Here is a 20,023-nt window from a genome sequence, read left to right on the forward strand (position 1 = left end):
GGCGCCGGCGAAGAAACAGCACATCCAGTCAACGACACCACCGACACCCCGGCCAGGAACACCGTAAACGCCCGTAGCTGAACACGAGACCCAGCAAACGTTGCCATCATGACCCTCCCCCACGAGTCCCACGAGATTCGCAGGAACCCTGTCTACCTTGCTTTCCAATCCATCCTATCGACCATGACAGCGCGGTCATGGCCGGCGCGAAAGGAAACCTCCAATGGCTGTCCCTACAAATGTTCGTTCGTTCTATAACTCATCCCACGTCTCCGACTATTTCGGGGATCGCCCAGAATGGGATTTCCACCACGGAGTCGACTTCGCCCACGGCGCCGGCACACCCGTCCCAGCACTCCGTAGCGGAACCGTAGCTTTGAGAGACACCCATCCCGACCTTGGCAACTACGTCGTTGTCCAGTCGGGACCCAATGACTACAACGGATACTGCCACCTCCGAGGCGTCCCTCTAGAACTTGGGCAGTCTGTCACCCAAGGGCAAACTATTGGGTACCTCGCCGGGTACGACGATTTCCACGGCAGCGCCTGGGACGGCCCTCACCTGCACTTCACCTGGAAAGCCCTACGCGACGCGCACCTTGGGAACGCGGACAGCAAGGACCCCTGGCCACTCGTGCAGTCAGTACTCAATGGCGGTAGCCCGGGATCACCCGGCGGCTTTTCATTCACCACCGAACAGGGCAAAACCCTCCAACGGGTCGCCCAAAAGAATGGCTATAGCGGACCAATCGACGGCGATCCGGGCGTGAACACTTGGAAGGCGGTGCAAGGACTACTCAACCGATACGGCTTCTATAGCGGCCCAGTCGATGGCGTGCCGGGAACCAACACTTGGCGAGGCGTGCAGAAGCTCGCGCAACTCGGCGGCTACGCCGGCCCAATCGACGGCATCCCCGGCGATAAAACCTTTGCTGGGCTCAAGGCATGGTTGGCTGCCGGTGCCAACGTGCCTGCGCCAAGCACGTTCAAGGGTGTCTATGGCGTAGACATCAGTAAGTATCAGGCAGGAATCAGCGGCAAAACTCTTCGATCACGCGGCTTCCAGTTCTGCATCGTCAAACTCGGCGGTTCCAACATCTCGCCCCGATATGTCGACGGCTGGTATCAACGTAACATCGACAGTGCTCGACAGGCTGGCCTCATCGTCGGCCACTATTGGCTCGTCGGTGCTGCCACACCCGAGCAAGATGCCGACTACTTCATGAACCATCTCTATGACTACCGCAAAGGCGACATCCTCGCAGTCGATAACGAAAAAATCGACAATGGACAATCATGGAATGACGACCAGGTTGCCCGGTTCATCAACCGAGTGAAAGCGCGACTTAGCGTCACTCCATTCATGTACATCAGCTCAAACCTGTTGAAAAGCCAGCAATGGTCCAAGACGAAGGCAACAGGTGCAAAACTCTGGGTCGCGCACCACACAGAACAACCAGGAAACCCGAGCATCGGCACTGCGTATCCGACGTGGCATATCCACCAGTACTCCGACACGGGATTCGTTGATGGCCGAGCAATTGACCTTGACGTTGCCAAGTTGTCCGCTTTCACAGGTCTGACACAACCACCCGATGGCGAAACCGCACAGCCAACAGGAGCAATCCCATCAAGCCCAGACCCCGACAGCAACTACCCGCTCGACCGAGCGGAAGGTAAGACAATCCAACGCCTTGCTCAGCTTGGCGGCTACGAGGGACCAGTAGACGGTGAGCCGGGTAACGCCACCTGGACAGGCGTACAACGCTATTTGAGCAACAGCGGCTACTATTCCGGGCCAATCGACGGCATACCTGGTGTCAACACGTTCAAGGGCATCCAGGAACTTGCAGTGCTCGGTGGCTACACAGGACCAGTTGACGGGGCACTCGGACCCCACACGCTCGTCGGCCTGAAGCACTGGTTAGACCAGCTCAACACGACCGACTACTCATCCTCACAACAACGAATCTTGCAGCTTCTGGCGCGCGGCGGCGGATACACCGGACCAATCGACGGTGCAATCGGACGCAACGGCTGGACTGGTGTGCAACGGCTCGTTACCGGATACGGCTACAACGGCCCCATCGACGGGGCGCCTGGACAAAATACATGGATGGGCTTCCAACGAATCGCCCGACTCAGAGGCTACAGCGGACCCATCGATGGTGAGATCGGACCCAATTCGTGGGCGGGCATGCAGACGTTTCTCCAGTACTTCGGCTACACAGGTCCGCTCGATGGCGAACCCGGTGCCGTGACATACGCGGCCCTCCAACGGTTGGCCCGCCTCGGCGGATATGCAGGACCCATTGACGGCGATCCCGGACCCTACACCTGGCTCGGGTTTCAGCGGGTCATCGCAGGCTGTAGCTATACCGGCCCAATCGACGGCGACCCGGGACTCAACACCTTCAAAGGTATCCAAGTCTGTGCTCAGCGAGGCGGATACACCGGCCCAGTCGATGGGATCCCCGGAACCTACACATTTGGTGCTCTCGCCAACCTGGTCCGCGATCTGACCTAAACAAGAAAGCGGCCACACCGTTCGACCGCCCAACAGTGGCGGTCGGGCGGCGTGGTCGTTCGAGACGAAACGCGAACAAAAAGTCAGTCCGTTCTGGTTTATTGCGGAGGAAGAACTTAACCCTGCATTCCCAGGCTTCGCACATCACTCAGTCCCACTCACCACAGCCCCACGCTGGCGACCGACAGCGGATCGTAGAATCGGAGTCGCCCTGGCATTGAATGAACTGGAGTCAGCTGATGAACTCGCACGAACAGCTAGAGGTCGCTGACCTTGCCGGCCTCATTTATTCGTCAGGGAAGGTGTTTAATGGCCTCAGCACCAACCGTCTCGACACTGAAGAGTTCCTCCGCACCGGCGACACCAGCAAAGTTCATTCACGCGCCGATCTCGAACTCCTCAATGACCTCCGCGACGCAGCCCAGTTCATCCTCGACCACCCAAACCCAAACATCGACGCCCACTTCGTATGCAACGTCAATGCACGACTCACCCGAAGCGCGGCACTCGAACCCGGAAAGCTCCGCCGCACAGACCAGCGCATCGGTGTTGATACCGCATTTGGGCGCCACGAACCTCCTGCAATTTCCCTTCACGAGCTCGATCAAGCCCTTGCAGCAGCACAGACTCCAACAGACCCTCGCGAACAAGCGATGAACCTCTTCATCGAAATTGCCAAAGCACAACCGTTCGGTGACGGCAACAAACGCACCGCGCTATTCGTCGCCAACAGCGCCGTCCTCTGGCAGCCAACTCCGTTGATGCTCACCGCCCCCGTCAACGACAATGGCCCTCAGCTCGCAGCTCGACTCAACCAAGCAATCGCGCGAGCCTACATCCACAACGACCACCGTGACGTGAAGGCGCTCCTCTCCTCAGCGGGATTTAAGTGCCTTCCCACCAACGCAGACTCATTCCGCCACCATTAAGTGACCTCCCCGAACAGTACAGCTAGGTGTCCAGCCGATCCACCGTGGCACGGGCACTTGACGCAGGCTGACGGTGACATTGGTGTTGTCAGCGGTGGCGCGGTTATCCACAGCGTGCCACCCGTGCCACACGATGTCATCTATCACGTGTCACACTCACCCGGAAAATGCCATGACATGGAAGGTGACACGATGTTTGCCGAATACTTCGCCAGCCAGGACCCCCTACCTGAGCCACCCGTTATCGACCGCCTCGAAACGGAAGGCCAGCTCCGAACGGACTTGGCCACCGTCTATGCCGCCGGCGGTGCCAACGCAGCTGCGGATTGGCTACGGCAAGCCCAATGCGACAGCGACCGCATTCGTTCGGCAAACGGCTGGCCAGCCATCACTATTGACCAAATGCTGGAGTACCTCGAATCCATCGCCGCGCGTGATCTGTGCGATAACGAACTGAAGGCCGTTCGTGCCGCGTACCTCGACCACTAGGGCTAAACGATCGCGCATGCATTGGGGTGATGCCCTCGGATATCACCCCAATGACGATTCCCCCCTCCAACCACCTCACACTGATCCCGAACACAAGCGACTAACCAACGGATCAGCATACCGGGGACAAGCAAACAAGACGACGATGAGGTGCCCCAGGTTTTGTTCCGTTTGAGTAGATGGGAGAATCTGGGACACCCCATTCCGATTAGGGTTCAACGATCAGCGCTTGACTGGTCGGCACTAGGGCCGCTACCACGAGATGAGGCGCACCTCCTGCACGTGTCGAATCGGGTTTCGAGACTTGGACACCTCGACGTACTTCCCGAGAAGGGGATGGTTTGTGATCAGTGCCCCTTCAATAGACTGCCGCTCGTCGTGCTTGATCACCCCGGTTATCTCAGCAACCGCCAGCACTAACCCGTCAGGTGAAAGAATTGCCACTTCATCTTCCTCCAGTACGCGGGTGGCCTTCAATTTCCACACACCACGGCCAGCAGCCCACGCATCCTGCATAGTCATCCCCGGCCGATACCCCACCTCGCTGCGCCCGAGGGGGTCTTGGGCTGGATTTATTGCACGCCAGTCCCCAAGTCATATCTGGATCATTGTTGTCTCCTAGAAAAGCTCGATTCTTTAACTTGTGAACTAGTAAATATGTTTCCATGTTTCGCTCAAGCGCCGTCAGTAACGGTCGCTTCTGCACGCTCCCAGAACCTCGTGAAAACTAGCGAGTTTCTCACGTTGCAGCGGTGGCAAGGCTCAGGTGCACAACTTGGCTTGCGCAGACACGACACCGTATCCTCATTGCACGAAGCGATAGGAGCACCAGTGACGCAGCACCTGACGATTCGCCATTTCAAGCCAATCAACGTCCCCGCATCACTGAGCAAACTTCACGGCCCGGCGGCTGGCACGGTATCGCTCCCGCACCACCTTGTCTGGGCCCCAGGCACCAACGAATACGACCTCGGTGACCTCGGAGCAGCAGCTGTCGTCTACCAAGCAGTGCTTACTGAAGGCACCACCGCGGAGATCTGCAAATACCTCAACGCCGATCGGCTCATCCAACTGTGGCCGAGGCTGAGTCTGGACCGGTTCATCATTGACGCCTGGGAGTCACGGTTTCCCGAGTTGAAAGGACGCGGATGGGCACCTCCACTCGTGACGATTTCCAACGAAACGTTACTCGCATCGCATTAGCAGCAACCCACCAATACGGGTTCGCATTGGCCGGCTCAGGCGCGATTCGGGAACATCAGCTCACTAATCGCCCAGCTGAAGACATCAATCTTTTCACAGCAGTCAGCCACCAGTTTCACGCCTCCACGACCGTGTCGATAACGTCATGACCCACTACAGCTAGGACACAAGATGAAGTCCAAGAGACTCCCAAAGCAATCAGCCCCGCGAACGGGTCGTGTTCAATCAGGCTCTGAGCACGATCCGCTTTCGGATCCGGGACAGCGGAGCACCGGTGATTTGATATCAGCGGTCTTGGATAGGGGCGCACCCTATTTTTCCGTCGCCTCGCTGGTTATAGCAGTGTTCTCCTTGTGTGTAGCCTGCGACAGTGCATTAACCGCCAAGGAGGCACACCAAGACACGCAGCCAAACATTCAACTCATTGTGGTGGCCGACCTCGTAGCGAAGCCCTTGGGCACCGATGCGCCGGTGGTGACCGGAACAAGCTTCGTATTTACGAACACCGGCCAGACCGCCCAGTCGATCATTGGCATCGACACTGATGGTAATGGAGAGGGGGAACAAGTCGAACTCGGCAGCCTGAACGACGATAACTTCCTCACTAAGGGACTGTGCCCGGGCAATCTTCCCCTAGAGGTCGGCCCCGGCGGAAGTGCCACCATTCGAGTCCTCGGCGTATCAACTGACGACCTGCCCGAAAGCATCCAAGTCATGCTCGCAACCGGTGAGAAACGCGAGTTCGAGGTACCAACCCCAACTGAGCTTGAAGAAAAATCAGACCTCTATGCGACACAAAGCTACATTCTTGCGGACAATTGCCAATTCTAATGCTCCGTACAAGATCCCCAGTTGACCTGTCATATGCCCAGGAGAGAGCGGCCTGTCGATAGCTCCAAAAACGCCTCATTTGTCGCCGGAGTTACGGCGATTGCGGCGAATAAGCCAGACAGCAAGCCCAACAACAAGAAGCGGCGTCGCAACAAGAGCAGCGGTCCAGACAACATCCACTACTACCGGGTTCATTCTGACATCTCCTTTGACATCTCCCGTTCGATTTCAAAAGTAGCAGGGAACTCAACGGAACAAAACGCGCCCAGGAGTGCTGTGGCTGCATCCTGCACCCGAAATCTTCCGCTGAACTCACGGGCACCGACCAAAACAGCCCGGAAAAGGTCTCGGCCCTGACCAGACTTGCGGGTCAGGGCCTTACATGGTTGCGGGGGCAGGATTTGAACTGACGACCTCCGGGTTACGTGCATCAATAACCCCAATTTCAGCGGCCCCAAGCTGGCAACACACCAACCGAAAAGCTAAGAACGAACGAGGTGCAGTATTATTATCTGGCCAATAGTTGAGAATCGAGGTGGTCTGGTTGGCCTCCCAAAACGTATCGATCCCGCCGATTACGTGGTCCGAACAAGTGTGGCGGCCGCAGGCCGGCCGTTATACCGATACGACGATGATCCCCGATTACGGGCGTACCTACCTCGCCCTGGTTCCACCGCGAATCGCTGACCTCCAGGTGCGAGTTCCAACTGTGCTCGCACAAGAACTTGACGATGCTGAAGCGGCGCTCCGCAACTTTGACACCCAACATGGCATCGATATCGCACACTTTGCCGCATTGCTATTGCGCAGCGAAGCACTATCGTCGTCGCAGATCGAACAGGTGGACGCCGGTGCACGGCAAGTGCTTGCCGCCGAGATTGGTGAGTCATCTCGCACAAATGCGTTGCTGATCACTTCGGCTAGCCGCGCCATGCAAACTGCCTTAAGCGACAACGCCCCCGTCGATGCGGCGCTGGCCCAGAGAATCCACCTCGCGCTATTGCACGACTATCCGCGCGCCCATCCAGGTGAGTACCGGACCGAACCAATTTGGGTCGGCGGGCAAGAAGCGACTTCACCGCTGACTGCCGAGTTTGTTGCCCCACCCGAAAACCTTGTACCCGAGCTCATGGACGATTGGGGGGCATATGCTGCTCGTCGCGATATCCCACCGCTTATTCAAGCAATGATCGCGCACGCACAGTTCGAAACGATCCACCCGTTCAACGATGGCAATGGCCGCACTGGGCGAGCGCTGCTCCAGGCAATGCTGCAACGTCGCCACGTTGCCACCCGAGCCGTTGTTCCTATTTCAAGCGGATTGCTCGCAGATACGAACAAATATTTTGACGCACTCTCCGCATATCGAAATCAAGACGCCGCACCCATCCTCTCCGCTGCAGTCGAAGCCACCCACCGCAGCATCGCGAATGCTCGGCAGCTGGTTGCCGAGGTCCAAACGATTCAGGCACGCCATGTTGAAGCGGCCCAGGCACGACGCGGGTCGAGAACAGCACAGCTCATCAGCTTTGCAGCGAAACAGCCAGTGTTCACGCCACGGTTAGCAAGTGAACAGCTAGGAGTTCGCCCCAGTAATTTGCAACGCGACCTCGACCGACTCGTTGCTGCCGGCATCCTACGAAAGTCGGCAAGTGAGCACCGAGGCGGCGGCAAAGTGTATCGCGCTGACGACTATCTTGCCGCACTCGATCGGTTCACGGCTCGAGCGCGTCGCTCGCCGGCGAGGTGATCGAGTGACCCCAACGGCCCTCGTGCTCGGAGGCGGCCAGTTTTTTGCGCAACCGTCAAACTAAAACGAACCAATACAACAGCGACTGCCCTGCCATCGATCTCCCGGGCCAGCAACAGTAGCCGGTTTCGCAAGTAGCGAGGAGTTCAACGGAACAAAACGCGCCCAGGAGTGCTGTGGATGCATCCTGCACCCGAAATCTTCCGCTGAACTCACGGGCACCGACCGCAATCGCCTCGGAAAAGGTCTCGGCCCTGACCAGACTTGCTGGTCAGGGCCTGAATTGGTTGCGGGGGCAGGATTTGAACCTACGACCTCCGGGTTATGAGCCCGGCGAGCTACCGAACTGCTCCACCCCGCGGCACATCAATCGACTATACCGGATGGTTACGGGAAAGTCCAATGCCGTTCATATTGCGGCCCGGCTACGCAGCTCAACACCAGAAAAATCAGTCTTCCCGCACATCCTGCAACCGGCCGCGCCACAGCGCCCACAGCACCACTGGCACAGCGAGCAGCCCCGCAACTCCACCAATCACGCTGAGCGTCGCAAAGCTGGCGCCCGCCATGATGAGACCCGACACTCCCCCGCCAGCAGCTCCCGCCAGCGAAATCGCCACCTCGATCGTGCCCTGTGTTTTTGGCCGCGTGGCGGGCGTGGTTGCATCCACCACCAGCGCGGTGCCCGCAATCAGCGTGAAATTCCAGCCCACGCCAAGCAGCACCAGCGCGGTAATGAGCAGCCCCAGCGAATCGCCCGGCGACATCGCCGCCACAACACCCGAGGTAAGCAGCACGAGCCCGCCAAGCACCGCCATAAGCACGCGACCGAATCGGTCGACCATCCTGCCGGCCACAAGCGAGGGCAGGTACATCGCACCGATATGCAGGCCGATCACCAGCCCCACATGCTCATAGCCGTGCCCGTGGTGCCCCATATGCACCGGTGTCATGGTCATGATCGCCACCATGCTGATCTGTGAACACACCATCACCGCCGCACCAACATAGGCACCGGCGCCAACACCGGTTACAGGCCCACCCGCCGCCGGTGCAGCCACAACCGGCGCATCCGTATCCGCAGCAATCTGCTTCGCCACCAAAAACGGGTCGGGGCGCAGCAACACCAGCAACACCACACCGGCACTCAAAAACGCCACCGCCGCCAGCAAGAAGGGCCCCGAGTGCCGCGGAAGACCCAATTGCAACGACAAATCCCCCAGCGGAGCAACCAGGTTCGGGCCCAGCACCGCTCCAAGTGTCGTGGCGACCATCGCCACACTCACCGCTGTGGCACGCTGCGCGGGCGCGGCCAGATCAGTGCCGGCATACCGTGCCTGCAGGTTTGTTGACGTGCCGGCACCGTAAACAAAAAGGGATGCAAAAAGTGCCCAAATATTTCCGGATGCGGCCGAGAGCACCACAGCGATGGCACCAATTCCACCAGCTGCAAACCCCAGCCCCAGGCCCACACGGCGACCAAGCCGCTGCGTCATGCGCCCCACCAAAAATGCCGAAAGCGCAGCCCCCAGCGTAAACAGCAGCGTCGGTAACCCGCCGAAGCGTTCAGAACCGAGCATCTCGGTGGCAAGCAGTGCACCAACGGTAATACCGGCGGCAAGACCGAGGCCGCCGAGCACCTGACTTATGACCACAATGATGAGGGTGCGGCGCTGCAGCCGCTCGCGCGCCACCGGGTCGGTGACTGCCGCCGCAGCTAGCTGTTGTGCATCCATGTAGTTCTCCCGTCGACGGTGCCCGCGCCCCCTTCGCACAGTGCATCCAAAAACAAGTTTGGCGGCAGAACCGAACAAGTTCTGCCGCCAAACTCACACCGCTATGGTTTGATGCGTTTTTCTGCCTCGGCTGCACGCTCAAGCGCATCGGTCATACGCTTGTCAGCCTCAGCAGCACCCACCAGGTCGTTGTTTTCGTAGGCCTTGGTGCGGTCTTCAAACGCCTTACTGGCGTCATTCAGCGCCTGTTCGAGATCGGCACGGGCATCACCACTGGGTGCGCTCGGTTTCTCAGTCGCCTCCGGCGTTTCTGGCTTGTCACCCTCGGGGTCGGCAGGCACATCGTCACCGGTTTCGGGCACCTCGACATCGGGGTTATCGGCCTGATTTTGCGCGTTTGAGTCGCCCGCCGTGGTACCCGAGTCGCCGCCAAACAGCTTGTCGAGCGCTTCATCAAGCGTCGATTCGAAGGCGATATTGTCACCGAAGGCCACCAGCACGCGCCGCAGCAGCGGATAGCTGGTTTCACCGGTCGACTCGACGTACACCGGCTGCACGTACAAGAACCCGTCACCCATCGGCAGCGTCAGCAGGTTACCGCGACGCACCCGCGTCTGGCCGCCGCGCTCAAGCAGGTTCAGTTCGGTGGCCACCTCGTTATTCGAGTTGAAGATGTTTTGCACCTGACCGGGGCCATTAACCGAGTCGTTCTGGATGTTCAGCAGCGTGAGTCGACCATAGTCTTCACTCACCTTGCCGTCGGTCGACCCGGCGTCGGCGTTGGCCGACAGATACCCGGTGAGCACGTTCCGCGACTGCTGCCCCTGACGCACATACGGGATGTAGGTCGAGTACAGCGAGAATGCGGGGTCGTGACCCGGCATTCGCATGGTCATGTAGTACGGGGGCTGCTTGGGACGCTCACCCTCACGCTGCCAGGTCGGTTCACTCGGCAGCTGCCAGGCGTTGTTCTGGTTGTAGTACTGGTTCGCATCGGTCACGTGGTAGGTCGCGAGCACCGAACGCTGCACCTTAAACAGGTCTTCCGGGTAGCGAACGTGGCTGAGCAGATCACCCGACATTTCGCTCACCGGCTTCACCGTGGCCGGATACACCTTCTGCCAGGTCTGCAAAATCGGGTCGTTTTCATCCCAGGCGTAGAGAGTCACCGAACCGTCATAGGCGTCCACCGTCGCCTTAATCGAGTTGCGCATGTAGTTCACCGTCTCGCCACCGAACTGCTGCGGAGTGTTGGTGTCGGCAATGGCCTGTGCAACCGAAGTCTCAGACGAATATGGATAGTTGTTCGTGGTGGTGTAACCATCAACGATCCAGACGATGCGGCCATCCACCACCGACGCATACACATTGCTGTCGAGCGTGAGGTACGGTGCGGCTGCCTGCACCCGCTGGGCGGGGTTACGGTCGTAGAGAATCTGCGACTGCTCGTTCACCGCATCCGAAAGCAAGATCTGTTCCGAACGGAATTTCACCGCGTAGACAATCCGGTTGAACCAGTTGCCGAGGCTGGGGCCACCCTCACCGCGGAAGGTGGTGTAGGTCTGCGCAGCACCGTCGTCACCGGCAACGTGGTCAAACTCGCGGTGATCGCTACCCTCGGGCGCACCCACGACCGAATATTCGGGTGAGTTTTCGCCGAAATACACGCGCGGTTCAAACTCTCGCAGCTGACCCTGCTGCGGCATACCGGATGCAAAAAACAGCGGCTGACCGTCGGGGCCGCGCTGGTTACCATAACCGGCCACAAGACCGTAACCGTGGGTGTACACCGTCGCGCGGTTCACCCACGATTGGGCGTCGGCGCCGAGGCCATCAATGTTGATTTCACGCACCGACATGACCGCGTCCTGGGTCTTACCGTCGATCGTGTAGCGGTCAACATCGAGCTGCTTCGGGAAGGCGTAGTAGGCCTTTTCTTGCTCGAACTGGGCGTAGGTCGGCGACACCAGGGCCGGGTCGAGGATGCGGATATTTGCGGCGGTTGCGGCATCCTGACGCAGCTGCCCGGGCTCGGCCGTGGTCACACCCGCGTAGGGCACCACCTCAACATCGTCCACGCCATAGGCAGTGCGAGTGGCGTCAATGTTGTGCTGAATGTACTCGGTTTCGAGCTGCTGCTCGTTGGGGCCCACCTGCAGCTGCTGCACACCCCACGGGTAAGCGAGCGTTACCACTAGCCCCACCACGACGAGCGAACCAACACCGATTGCCGGCAGCCGCCAGCTGCCCGCAATCGCGGCGAAGAAGAACAGCAGCGCAACCACCACGGCAGCACCGGCGAGGATCGTCAAACCGGGAATGTTCGCGTGCACATCGGTGTAGAGGGCACCCGCCCAGCGGCCCTGATCCTGGGTCAGCCGGTCATAGCGGTCGAGCCAGAAGTTCACACCCTGCAGCAGCACAAACAGACCCGCCACCACGGCGACCAGGATGCGGGTGGCCTTCGAGATGATCAACTGGTTGCCGGTGATGCGGATGCCGCCATACAGATACGAAACCGCAACCGCCAGCACCAGCGATACCAGCAGCGCTGCCGAGGCAAACATGGCGACACCGCGCCAGAATGGCAGCTGGAAAACGTAGAACGACACATCCAGGCCAAACAATGGATCGGTCTGACCGAACGGTGTCGAATTCAAAAACGCGAGCACGGTGGGCCAGGCATTGGCTGCTGCCATACCCGCGAGCACACCCGGGATGATCGGCACGATCAAAAACACGGCACGACGCACCGGTTCGAGCATCTTCTGATACTCGTTGAGCTGCTGCGAAAGCTTCGCGTAGACCGGGCGGGTGCGGTAAGCAATCTGCGTGACCAGGTAGAGCGGCACCGCCATCGCCACGAACCCGATTACGAACATCACTGCGCTGGCGATCCAGCGAGTGAGTAGCACCCCTTGGAAACCGAGCTGGTCGTACCAGAGGTAGTCGGCGTAGTAGTTCGTGAACCAAAAAAACACCACTACCAGGGCAATCACCACGGCGATGGTGATCACCAGCGGAGTGAATCGCTTCGTGGTATCGCTATTTGATGCGGCAGCCGGGTTGGGTACCTGAGGAGAGCTCACTTTTGTCCCGTCGTCGATTGTCGTTCAATCGCTCAATACTACCGGGGCTATTGCACCTGCTGCACCCCGTCGGCGAGGGCATCGGCGCAGGTGCGCAGCCCCTCGGTGTCGCCGGCGGCGTTACCCTTCAACACGTCCACGGCCTCGCTCAGATCGGCTACCGCGTACACGGTCATATTGCGCGGAGCCGAGCCGCCGCTGAGCGCCTCGCCGCAATTTGCCTCGGGGGCAATGAAATAGTCGGCGCCGTTGTCGCTAGCGGCATAGATTTTTTGTCGCACCCCACCGATGGGGGTCACCGTGCCATCGGGCGCGATTGCGCCGGTGACCGCCACCGACTTACCGCCGGTGAGGCTTCCCGGTTCAAGTTTGTCGATGGTCGCCAGGGCGAACACCAGGCCGGCGCTGGGCCCACCAACATCGGCGAGACTGATGTGCACATCGATCGGGAAATCGTGTTTTTCTTGCACGAGGATGCCCAGCAGCGGTCGCCGGTTTCCCTGCCCGTCTTCAGCGGGTTTCGGAGTGACTGACACCACTTTTTCTTCACCATCGCGGCGGATGCGCACCGCAACCGGCTCGGTGGTCAGCTCCACCTGCTGCACGTCGGCAAGCGATTGGATCGGTTTGTCGTCGTAGGCGAGCACCACATCCCCCACCATGAGTTTGTCGGTGGCGGGGCTTCCCTCCGGCACCTGCGCCACGACCACCTGGGTTTTGACGTCATAACCGAGATAGCTGAGAGCCGCCGCCACCGAGGTGTCTTGTGAGCTGGTCATCATCGCCGCGGTCTCTTCGTCGCGCTGCTCTTTCGACACGCCAATCGGGTAGTACAGCTCCATCGGCAGCACATCACTGGTTGGGTTAAACCAGGCGCCGGCAAGCTCTAACCAGTTGAGCTGATACTCGGGGTTCCCCACAACCGACACGGTCATCACTGTCAACTCGCCCGCATCCTCGGGATAGGTTTTTGCGCCCGAGATGCTGATGACCTCCTGCTCCTCGCCCACGGGGCCGGCCGTGCCGAGCGCATTCGCGACCGGTCCCGGTTCGCGAATCACATACGGCGAGGGGGTCAGTGCCAGCACCAGCAGTAACACCAGCCCGGCAACTATGGCCACCACCCCCGGATGGATGCGGCGACGTTTCGGTGCTGCCGCAGCATCGGGTGCGGGTTTCGCGGAGGGCGCAATAGATTCGGTCACAGATGGCAACTTTCCTAGGTTTTGATGCGGAAACGCTTCGCACACCGTCGATACTGTAGAACGAAGCGCTGAGAGGAATGACATGAGCGATCACACAGAACGCAACGGTGCCAATAATGAGCGCCCGGAGGACGAGCTGCGCAGGCTGCTCGAACAGCTGCTGGGGGGCGGTTCAGCGATGCCCGACGGGATTGACATGTCACAGCTTGCCGCCGCTGCGGGTCTGCCCACCGACCAGGGCTCGCTCACACAGTTCCTCTCACAGCTGCAGCAGTCGATGCATGCCTCGACCGAGGGCATCGATTGGAATCTCGTGCGCGATGCCGCCAAGCGCGCGGCCGTTGGCAATAGCGAGGTGGATGCATCCCAGCGGCAGGAATTTGACCAAGCCTTTACGCTCGCGCAGCTGTGGCTCGGCGAGGTGACCTCGGTGGGTGATCTCACTGAAACCGGTCGCACCCTCACCCGCCACGAATGGATTGTGCAAACGCTGCCGGCCTGGCAGGAGATGTGCGATCCGGTTGGGCGTCGCATCTCAGACGCGCTGGTGAACACCCTCACCGAGCAAACCCCCGAACAGCTGCGCGATATGGTCTCACGCTCAAGCGGCATGGTTCGGTCGATGGGGCACTCAATGTTCGCGATGCAGATGGGGCAGACCATCGGCAAACTCGCCGAAGTGGTGCTCGCCGGTGGCGATATTGGCATGCCCGTGCTCCCCCACGGCCGCGCCGCACTCGTACCGCAAAACGTGATTGCCTGGGCCGAGGGCCTGGAGGTTCCACAGCAGGAGGTGGTGCTGTGGTGCGCCATCCGGGAAGTCGCTCACGCCCAGCTTTTCCAGCACGCCAAATGGCTGCGACTCCACCTCGAAACGAGCATCGCCGAGTTCGCCGCCGGCATCTCAATCGACACCGACAGGATCGAGCAGACCGTACGCGACCTCGATATTTCCGACCCCACCGAGATCCGCCAGGTGCTCGCCTCGGGCGAGCTGATTCCGCCGCGCACTGCCGAGCAGCAGGACGCACTCGATCGGCTCGAAACGATGGTCGCGCTCATCGAGGGCTGGGTGGATGTGGTGACCTCTGAGGCAACCCGTCGTCTCCCCCACGCCGAGGCAATCGCCGAAATGATGCGCCGCCGTCGCGCCACCGGCTCACCCGCTGAGCGGGCATTTGGTGCGCTGGTGGGGCTTGAAATCCGCCCGCGCCGGCTGCGTGAAGCCGCCGCGATGTGGCGCACCGTCTCAGAACGGCTCGGTGCCGATGTGCGTGATTCGCTGTGGGATCACCGCGATGCGCTGCCGGATGCAAACGATATCGACAGCCCCGACGCGCTTGTCGACCGCCTGGCCGGTGCCGAACACGAGCGGCCCATGGACGAGCTCGATAGCGATCTGCAGCGACTGCTCGATGACCCGGACGCGTTTGGGGATGCACCCAGCGACGGCGGCCTGCCGCGCGACTGACCCGCATCGAGACGCCCACGCCTGTGGATAGCCGCAGCGGACGCGGCCGGTTTTTGTCACGCTGTGCGCATGCGCTATCGACTCGACCCCGGACTGCCGGTCACGCTCTGCTCGTCCACACAGCTGCGCATCGGTGATTCAGATGCCCGGCTCACCCTGCCCGATACGCCGCTCGTGCGCACGCTCATCGAGCTGGCGCAGCTGGGCACCACCCGCGCCGAGCTGCTCACCGACGCCCAAAAGTGGGCGTTGCAGCGCCGACAGCCCACTGATCAACTAGCTGAGCTGGTCGATCTGCTGCTTGGGGTATGCGAACCGATTGCGCTGCGTGACCCGACGAACCGGCAGCTGCTCATCCGCACCACCGCCGCATCCAGACCGCTCGCCGAACTCATCGCGGGATCGGTCAATCTTCAGGGCCACCGAGTCGCGATAGGTGACGAGCACACCAACCCCGCCGATCTCGATCCGCTGCCGGATGTGGTGGTTGACATTGCCGAACGCATGCTCGCGCCGCGCCGGTATCTGCACATGGCGTCGCTGCAAATTCCGCAGCTGGCGATCGTGCGCGAAACCGCTCGCGACCTGATCGGGCCGCTCAGCCTGCCGCCGGTCACGCCCTGCCCGAACTGTGACGAGCTGCACCGTGTCGCATCCGAGCTTGGCTGGTTTGCCGTGGCCACGCAGCTGGCTGCCTCACCACCGCCGACCGATAGCGACACCCGCCGCTGGTGCACCGCCCTGGTGGCTGCCGAGCACCTGTGTGATCTACTGGCGCAACCGGTCACCGAACAGCGCGTTGCGGCGCATCCGCTCGCCAACCAAACCCTGATGCTCAGCCCGAGGTTTCAGTCAGTCCGGCAGCGCCAAAACTGCCACGACGAATGCGGTTGCCAAGCTCAGCTACAAACCGACTCGTGGTCGATGACTCTCCCGGACGGCTCGTCCGCGCGTAGCTCAGCTGCAATTGCTGGCGGGCTCGAGTTAGCGCCACATACAGCAGTCGACGCTCCTCATCCAGCAGCTGCGGTGTCGTAGCCTGCGGCACCGGCAGCAGCCGCTCGGCGAGCCCCGCCACAAACACGTGGTCCCACTCCAGCCCCTTCGCGGCGTGCATAGTGGTGATCGTCACAGCATCGATATCGGGTTCGTGCTGCCACTGCGCCCGAAGCTGCAGCTGCGCCGAAAACTCGGCGATCGAAGTGTTTGGCGCGGCGCGATCAGCCAATTGTGCCAGCGCATCCAGCGAGGCCCACACCCGCTCAAGCTCGCGATTGCCGCTGGGCCGATGCACCGACCAGCCGCGATCACGGAGCACATCCGAGACCACCTGAAACAGCGGCCTGTCATCACCGGCAACGGCCGCTGCGCGAAAACCGGTGAGCGCGGCCCGCACCTCGGGGCGACGAAAAAATGGTTCGCTGCCGGGCTGATGGTGCGCAATACCGGCCTGTTGGAACGCGCGCACAAAAAGCTCGGTTTGCGCGTTGGTTCGCACCAGCACAGCGATCTGCGAGGCAGCGGTTCCCCCATCAATAAGATGCCGGATGCGCGCGGCAATCGAGGCCGCTTCGGTGTCGCTATCGGGATAGTCGATCAACACCGGAACAGTGCCCGTTTCAGCCTCGGCGTCGGCGCTCACGAGCGTGACTGCGTGGGAAATCTGCCCGGCAAGTGCGTTCGCGGTGCTGAGAATCGCGGGGGTAGAACGATAGTTTTCGTCCAGTTCGACCGTGTTGGCATCTGGAAATTCGCGATCAAAATCGGTGAGGTAGTGCGAGCTGGCGCCGGCGAACGAAAAAATTGTCTGTGCCGCATCCCCCACCACGCACAGTTCGCGGCGGTTACCGAGCCACAGCCGCAAAAGTTTGTGCTGCAGCGGCGAAACGTCCTGGTATTCATCCACCACAAAAAATCGGTACTGTTCACGCACCTGCTGCGTCACCCAGGTTTCGGTTTCGAGCATCCCCGCCGTGGCAAGCAGCACATCCTCGAAGTCGATCATTCGCTGCTCATCTTTGAGCCGCTCATACATTTCGCTGAGCGCCACGAGCTGTTCGGCGCTCAGCCCCGCCGGTAGTGGCTGGGTGCCCGCAGCGAGTGCCTCAGCGAACTGCTCATGGGTGAGTTCGCGAACCTTTCGCCACTCGATCTGTTCGCCGATGGCGCGCACCTGGGCCGGGTCGACTCGGATATCCAGCCGGCCGGCCGCATCGGCGATGGTTTTTGATTTGGACGGCACAATTTGCGGCAGCTGACCGCCAACGACGTGCGGCCAAAAATAGCTGAGCTGTCGCAGTGCCGCCGAGTGAAAGGTACGCGCCGACACAGTGGGCACCTGCAATTGCGCCAGCCGCCCACGAAGTTCGCCAGCGGCACGCGCGGTGAAGGTGAGGGCCAGCACTCGATTGGGGTCGTATACGCCCGCACGAACTCCGTAGGCGATGCGATGCGTAATCGTACGGGTTTTACCGGTGCCGGGCCCGGCCAGGATGCGTACCGGGCCCACCAGCGAAAGCGCTGCCTGTCGCTGCCCAGGGTTGAGCGGGGCAAGTAGCTCTGCACCGCTCACAACTCTGGGCGGCTGCGGCAATGCCTGTTCACGCAATTGGTCGGCCATACCACTGCTCAATCATGGCCCGAGCAATCGAGCTGCGGCCGGGCAAAAGTTCGGGATGCGCACCAATTTCAGCGCGCGTAAACCAGCGCACCTCCGCCAGCTCGAGTTCATCAGCGCGAACCGTGGCCGGGTCTTGGTTCGGGTCGAGTTTGGCGGTGAAGCCGACCATCAGGCTCGCGGGAAACGGCCACGGCTGCGAACCCACATAGTTGAGATCGACAATATTTGCGGATGCTTCTTCCAGCACTTCGCGCGCGGCAGCTTGCTCAAACGATTCACCCGGCTCGACAAAGCCTGCCAACAGCGAATAAAACCGCGGCGACCAGTTGCGGTTGGCGCCCAAGAGGATGCGATCATCCGCGTCGGTAACAAGCACGATCACCGCGGTATCGGTACGGGGAAACACCGCGCCGCCGTCGCAATCGCGAAGCACCCAGCCGCCCTCGGTGACGGTGAGTGGTTTACCGGTGCGCGGTGAATAGCGGTGACTGGTGTGGAAGTTGCGCAGCGCCAGCGCCTCGGTAAAAAGCCCCACATCCAGGTCGTTCAGCTCGAGTGCCACTTCGGTGAGTTGTTCCCAGCGACGCTGGTTGGGCTCGATTTGTTGCGCGTGAAAATCATCAACCTCAATGGCGATAACCGCTGTGCCCACCGGATCGATTCGACCGTCGATGTTGGTGCGCTCGTACAGTGTTTTACCGAGATAGAGCGGGTTGGGCGCGGTAGCCGCGGTCATTGGCTGCAGCTGTGTGAATTCACGCAGGTCGAGTGCGAGGCCGCCTTCGGGCAGTGCACCCACGAGCACGGTGTCGCGATTTTGTAGCAGCACGCGGGTGTTGGGATGCACGAGCAGGTGCTCAATCAGCTGTGGATCTTGACGGCCGTTGCTGTCACGGTCGACGCCAGCTCGGGCCAGTGGCAGCGCGCTCCCGAGCGGTGAGTTCAGCTGTGCATCCATGCTGAAAAAGTGTAGTGCTGGCCGGTCAATGCCTTGGTTAACGGCGCGGCAGCGCGCTGTGCCACTGCCGATCGTTTTAGGGTGTCGGCATGGAATACCTGAAGCTCGCCGGTTTGGCGTCGGCCGCTGTGCCCGATCTGGATGTCGTGGCTGCGGCGCCGTATTCCACCGGCACCACCGGTGACTACGATGCGGCGCTGCTGCGCACCGCCGACGGGCCGACGGTGATTGTGCGACAGCCTCGCTTTGCCGCCGCGGCTGCCGAGCAACTGGCTCAGGGAAGGGCGCTGGCGGCGCTCACCGAGGGGCTGCGATCACGGTTGCCGTTCACGGTACCCACCATGCTCGGCCAGTGGCGCAGCCGCGAAACGCAGCTGGCGGTGTTCAGTTTTATCCCCGGCCAAGACTGCGCCCAGGTCGAGTTGACTCACGATTCGCTACTGGTGGCTGAGATGGGGCGGTCGATCGCTGCGATCCACGCGCTACCCAAGTCGTTTGTTGGTGAGGCTGGGCTGCCGGTATTCGATGTGGCGGCGGTGCGCGATTCGGTTGAGCAGCTCATTGACCGCGCCGACACCACGGGCCGGTTGCCGAATGCGCTGGCAACCCGCTGGGGTGCGGCGCTTGATGACCCGTCGCTGTGGGAGTTTTCACCCTCGGTGATTCACGGCTCACTGGAACGCTCGTCGTTTATTACCAATGGCGCGAGTGTGGTGGGTGTGCTGGGTTGGAGCGATCTGCGCATTGGCGACCCGGCGCAGGATATGCGCTGGGCGCAGACGCTCGACGGCGCGACCGAGCGAGTGCTTTTTGACGAGTATGTGGATGCCCGCGGCGCAACTGTTGACCGGCAGTTGCGTCAGCGCGCGGTGCTATACGCCGAGCTCGAGTTGGCCCGCTGGCTGCTGCACGGTGTTGAGGCGCAGGATGCCACGGTGATTGCGGATGCGGAACAGCTTTTGGATGGACTGGTTACGCGGGTGCGCAGCCTCGAGTCGACCGAGCTGCGGCACGAGACGCTGCCGGTGCTCGACCTGGCCGGGGTGCAGGAGCTTTTGGCTGAGGCCGGTATGAAGGCTCGTCACCACGAGGCCAATCTGCCAAAGCGCACCCAGGCATCCGACATCGGTTCGGAGGAGCGTCCGGAGACCGACGCGGAGCGTGGCCCGGCTCGCGACGCGGCTCGCTACACAGACGACGACTAGCGTCTACGTC

At 61.0% G+C, this 20,023-nt stretch carries 14 protein-coding genes, 1 tRNA gene and 1 pseudogene; 9 read left to right on the forward strand and 7 right to left on the reverse strand.

Going from position 1 to position 20,023, the window contains the following annotated elements:
* Positions 1 to 223 precede the first annotated feature (223 nt).
* From JMV54_RS10810 to JMV54_RS02100, 4 genes and pseudogenes are all read left to right on the forward strand, one after another.
* A pseudogene (locus tag JMV54_RS10810) lies at positions 224 to 568 on the forward strand (M23 family metallopeptidase); the annotation flags it as partial.
* Between the two features lie 66 nt (positions 569 to 634).
* The gene (locus JMV54_RS02090) at positions 635 to 2,527 is read left to right on the forward strand and encodes a GH25 family lysozyme (protein WP_230972763.1); all 1,893 of its coding nucleotides are present in this window, start codon (positions 635 to 637) and stop codon (positions 2,525 to 2,527) included.
* A gap of 239 nt (positions 2,528 to 2,766) precedes the next feature.
* Entirely contained in the window at positions 2,767 to 3,456 is a 690-nt protein-coding gene (locus JMV54_RS02095; protein ID WP_201517201.1) for a Fic family protein, read from the forward strand.
* A gap of 177 nt (positions 3,457 to 3,633) precedes the next feature.
* Positions 3,634 to 3,945, forward strand: a complete 312-nt coding sequence (locus JMV54_RS02100) for a hypothetical protein (RefSeq protein WP_201517202.1) — start codon at positions 3,634 to 3,636, stop codon at positions 3,943 to 3,945.
* A gap of 252 nt (positions 3,946 to 4,197) precedes the next feature.
* Here JMV54_RS02100 and JMV54_RS02105 read toward each other — a convergent pair whose 3' ends face one another.
* A complete protein-coding gene (locus JMV54_RS02105; protein ID WP_201517203.1) occupies positions 4,198 to 4,467 on the reverse strand; it encodes a hypothetical protein in 270 nt (89 codons plus the stop codon).
* Between the two features lie 309 nt (positions 4,468 to 4,776).
* Between JMV54_RS02105 and JMV54_RS02110 the strand changes: the two genes are divergently transcribed.
* The 3 genes from JMV54_RS02110 to JMV54_RS02120 all read left to right on the forward strand — a co-directional run bounded on the left by JMV54_RS02110 (position 4,777) and on the right by JMV54_RS02120 (position 7,729).
* Complete coding sequence (locus tag JMV54_RS02110) at positions 4,777 to 5,148, forward strand: transcriptional regulator (protein ID WP_201517204.1); 372 nt, start codon at positions 4,777 to 4,779, stop codon at positions 5,146 to 5,148.
* 429 nt (positions 5,149 to 5,577) lie between these two features.
* Complete coding sequence (locus tag JMV54_RS02115; protein WP_201517205.1) at positions 5,578 to 5,979, forward strand: hypothetical protein; 402 nt, start codon at positions 5,578 to 5,580, stop codon at positions 5,977 to 5,979.
* 544 nt (positions 5,980 to 6,523) lie between these two features.
* Positions 6,524 to 7,729: a Fic family protein gene (locus JMV54_RS02120; protein ID WP_201517206.1), complete on the forward strand. Its 1,206-nt coding sequence runs from the start codon at positions 6,524 to 6,526 to the stop codon at positions 7,727 to 7,729.
* Between the two features lie 284 nt (positions 7,730 to 8,013).
* Here JMV54_RS02120 and JMV54_RS02125 read toward each other — a convergent pair.
* The 4 genes from JMV54_RS02125 to JMV54_RS02140 all read right to left on the reverse strand — a co-directional run bounded on the left by JMV54_RS02125 (position 8,014) and on the right by JMV54_RS02140 (position 13,759).
* Positions 8,014 to 8,090: transfer RNA gene (locus JMV54_RS02125), tRNA-Met, on the reverse strand.
* Between the two features lie 88 nt (positions 8,091 to 8,178).
* Complete coding sequence (locus JMV54_RS02130) at positions 8,179 to 9,465, reverse strand: MFS transporter (protein ID WP_201517207.1); 1,287 nt, start codon at positions 9,463 to 9,465, stop codon at positions 8,179 to 8,181.
* 101 nt (positions 9,466 to 9,566) lie between these two features.
* Entirely contained in the window at positions 9,567 to 12,554 is a 2,988-nt protein-coding gene (locus tag JMV54_RS02135) for a UPF0182 family membrane protein (RefSeq protein ID WP_230972764.1), read from the reverse strand.
* 47 nt (positions 12,555 to 12,601) lie between these two features.
* Positions 12,602 to 13,759 carry a YlbL family protein gene (locus tag JMV54_RS02140; RefSeq protein ID WP_230972765.1) on the reverse strand — a complete coding sequence of 386 codons (1,158 nt, stop codon included), beginning with the start codon at positions 13,757 to 13,759 and terminating at the stop codon, positions 12,602 to 12,604.
* Positions 13,760 to 13,841: 82 nt separating this feature from the next.
* On the opposite strand from JMV54_RS02140, the gene JMV54_RS02145 reads away from it, so the two are divergent.
* Entirely contained in the window at positions 13,842 to 15,230 is a 1,389-nt protein-coding gene (locus JMV54_RS02145) for a zinc-dependent metalloprotease (RefSeq protein WP_201517209.1), read from the forward strand.
* A gap of 835 nt (positions 15,231 to 16,065) precedes the next feature.
* Here the strand turns inward: JMV54_RS02145 and JMV54_RS02150 are convergent.
* The gene (locus JMV54_RS02150) at positions 16,066 to 17,850 is read right to left on the reverse strand and encodes an ATP-dependent helicase (protein WP_230972766.1); all 1,785 of its coding nucleotides are present in this window, start codon (positions 17,848 to 17,850) and stop codon (positions 16,066 to 16,068) included.
* The gene (gene nudC, locus JMV54_RS02155) at positions 17,831 to 18,808 is read right to left on the reverse strand and encodes an NAD(+) diphosphatase (protein ID WP_201517210.1); all 978 of its coding nucleotides are present in this window, start codon (positions 18,806 to 18,808) and stop codon (positions 17,831 to 17,833) included. Before nudC ends, JMV54_RS02150 begins: the two co-directional genes overlap by 20 nt.
* An 89-nt stretch (positions 18,809 to 18,897) precedes the next feature.
* Here nudC and JMV54_RS02160 point away from each other — a divergent pair, with 89 nt between their 5' ends.
* Positions 18,898 to 20,013, forward strand: coding sequence for a phosphotransferase (locus JMV54_RS02160; RefSeq protein WP_201517211.1), 1,116 nt, complete (start codon positions 18,898 to 18,900; stop codon positions 20,011 to 20,013).
* Positions 20,014 to 20,023: the final 10 nt, after the last annotated feature.

Origin of the sequence: Gulosibacter hominis (assembly GCF_904842695.1) — a bacterium.
Lineage (GTDB): Bacteria > Actinomycetota > Actinomycetes > Actinomycetales > Microbacteriaceae > Gulosibacter > Gulosibacter hominis.

Bases quoted from the DNA above. Each gene is read 5' to 3' on its own strand.
- JMV54_RS02145 (WP_201517209.1), top strand. From the start codon at position 13,842: ATGAGCGATCACACAGAACGCAACGGTGCCAATAATGAGCGCCCGGAG.
- JMV54_RS02105 (WP_201517203.1), bottom strand. From the start codon at position 4,467: ATGACTATGCAGGATGCGTGGGCTGCTGGCCGTGGTGTGTGGAAATTG.
- JMV54_RS02150 (WP_230972766.1), bottom strand. From the start codon at position 17,850: ATGGCCGACCAATTGCGTGAACAGGCATTGCCGCAGCCGCCCAGAGTT.
- JMV54_RS02100 (WP_201517202.1), top strand. From the start codon at position 3,634: ATGGAAGGTGACACGATGTTTGCCGAATACTTCGCCAGCCAGGACCCC.
- JMV54_RS02160 (WP_201517211.1), top strand. From the start codon at position 18,898: ATGGAATACCTGAAGCTCGCCGGTTTGGCGTCGGCCGCTGTGCCCGAT.
- nudC (WP_201517210.1), bottom strand. From the start codon at position 18,808: ATGGATGCACAGCTGAACTCACCGCTCGGGAGCGCGCTGCCACTGGCC.
- JMV54_RS02130 (WP_201517207.1), bottom strand. From the start codon at position 9,465: ATGGATGCACAACAGCTAGCTGCGGCGGCAGTCACCGACCCGGTGGCG.
- JMV54_RS02095 (WP_201517201.1), top strand. From the start codon at position 2,767: ATGAACTCGCACGAACAGCTAGAGGTCGCTGACCTTGCCGGCCTCATT.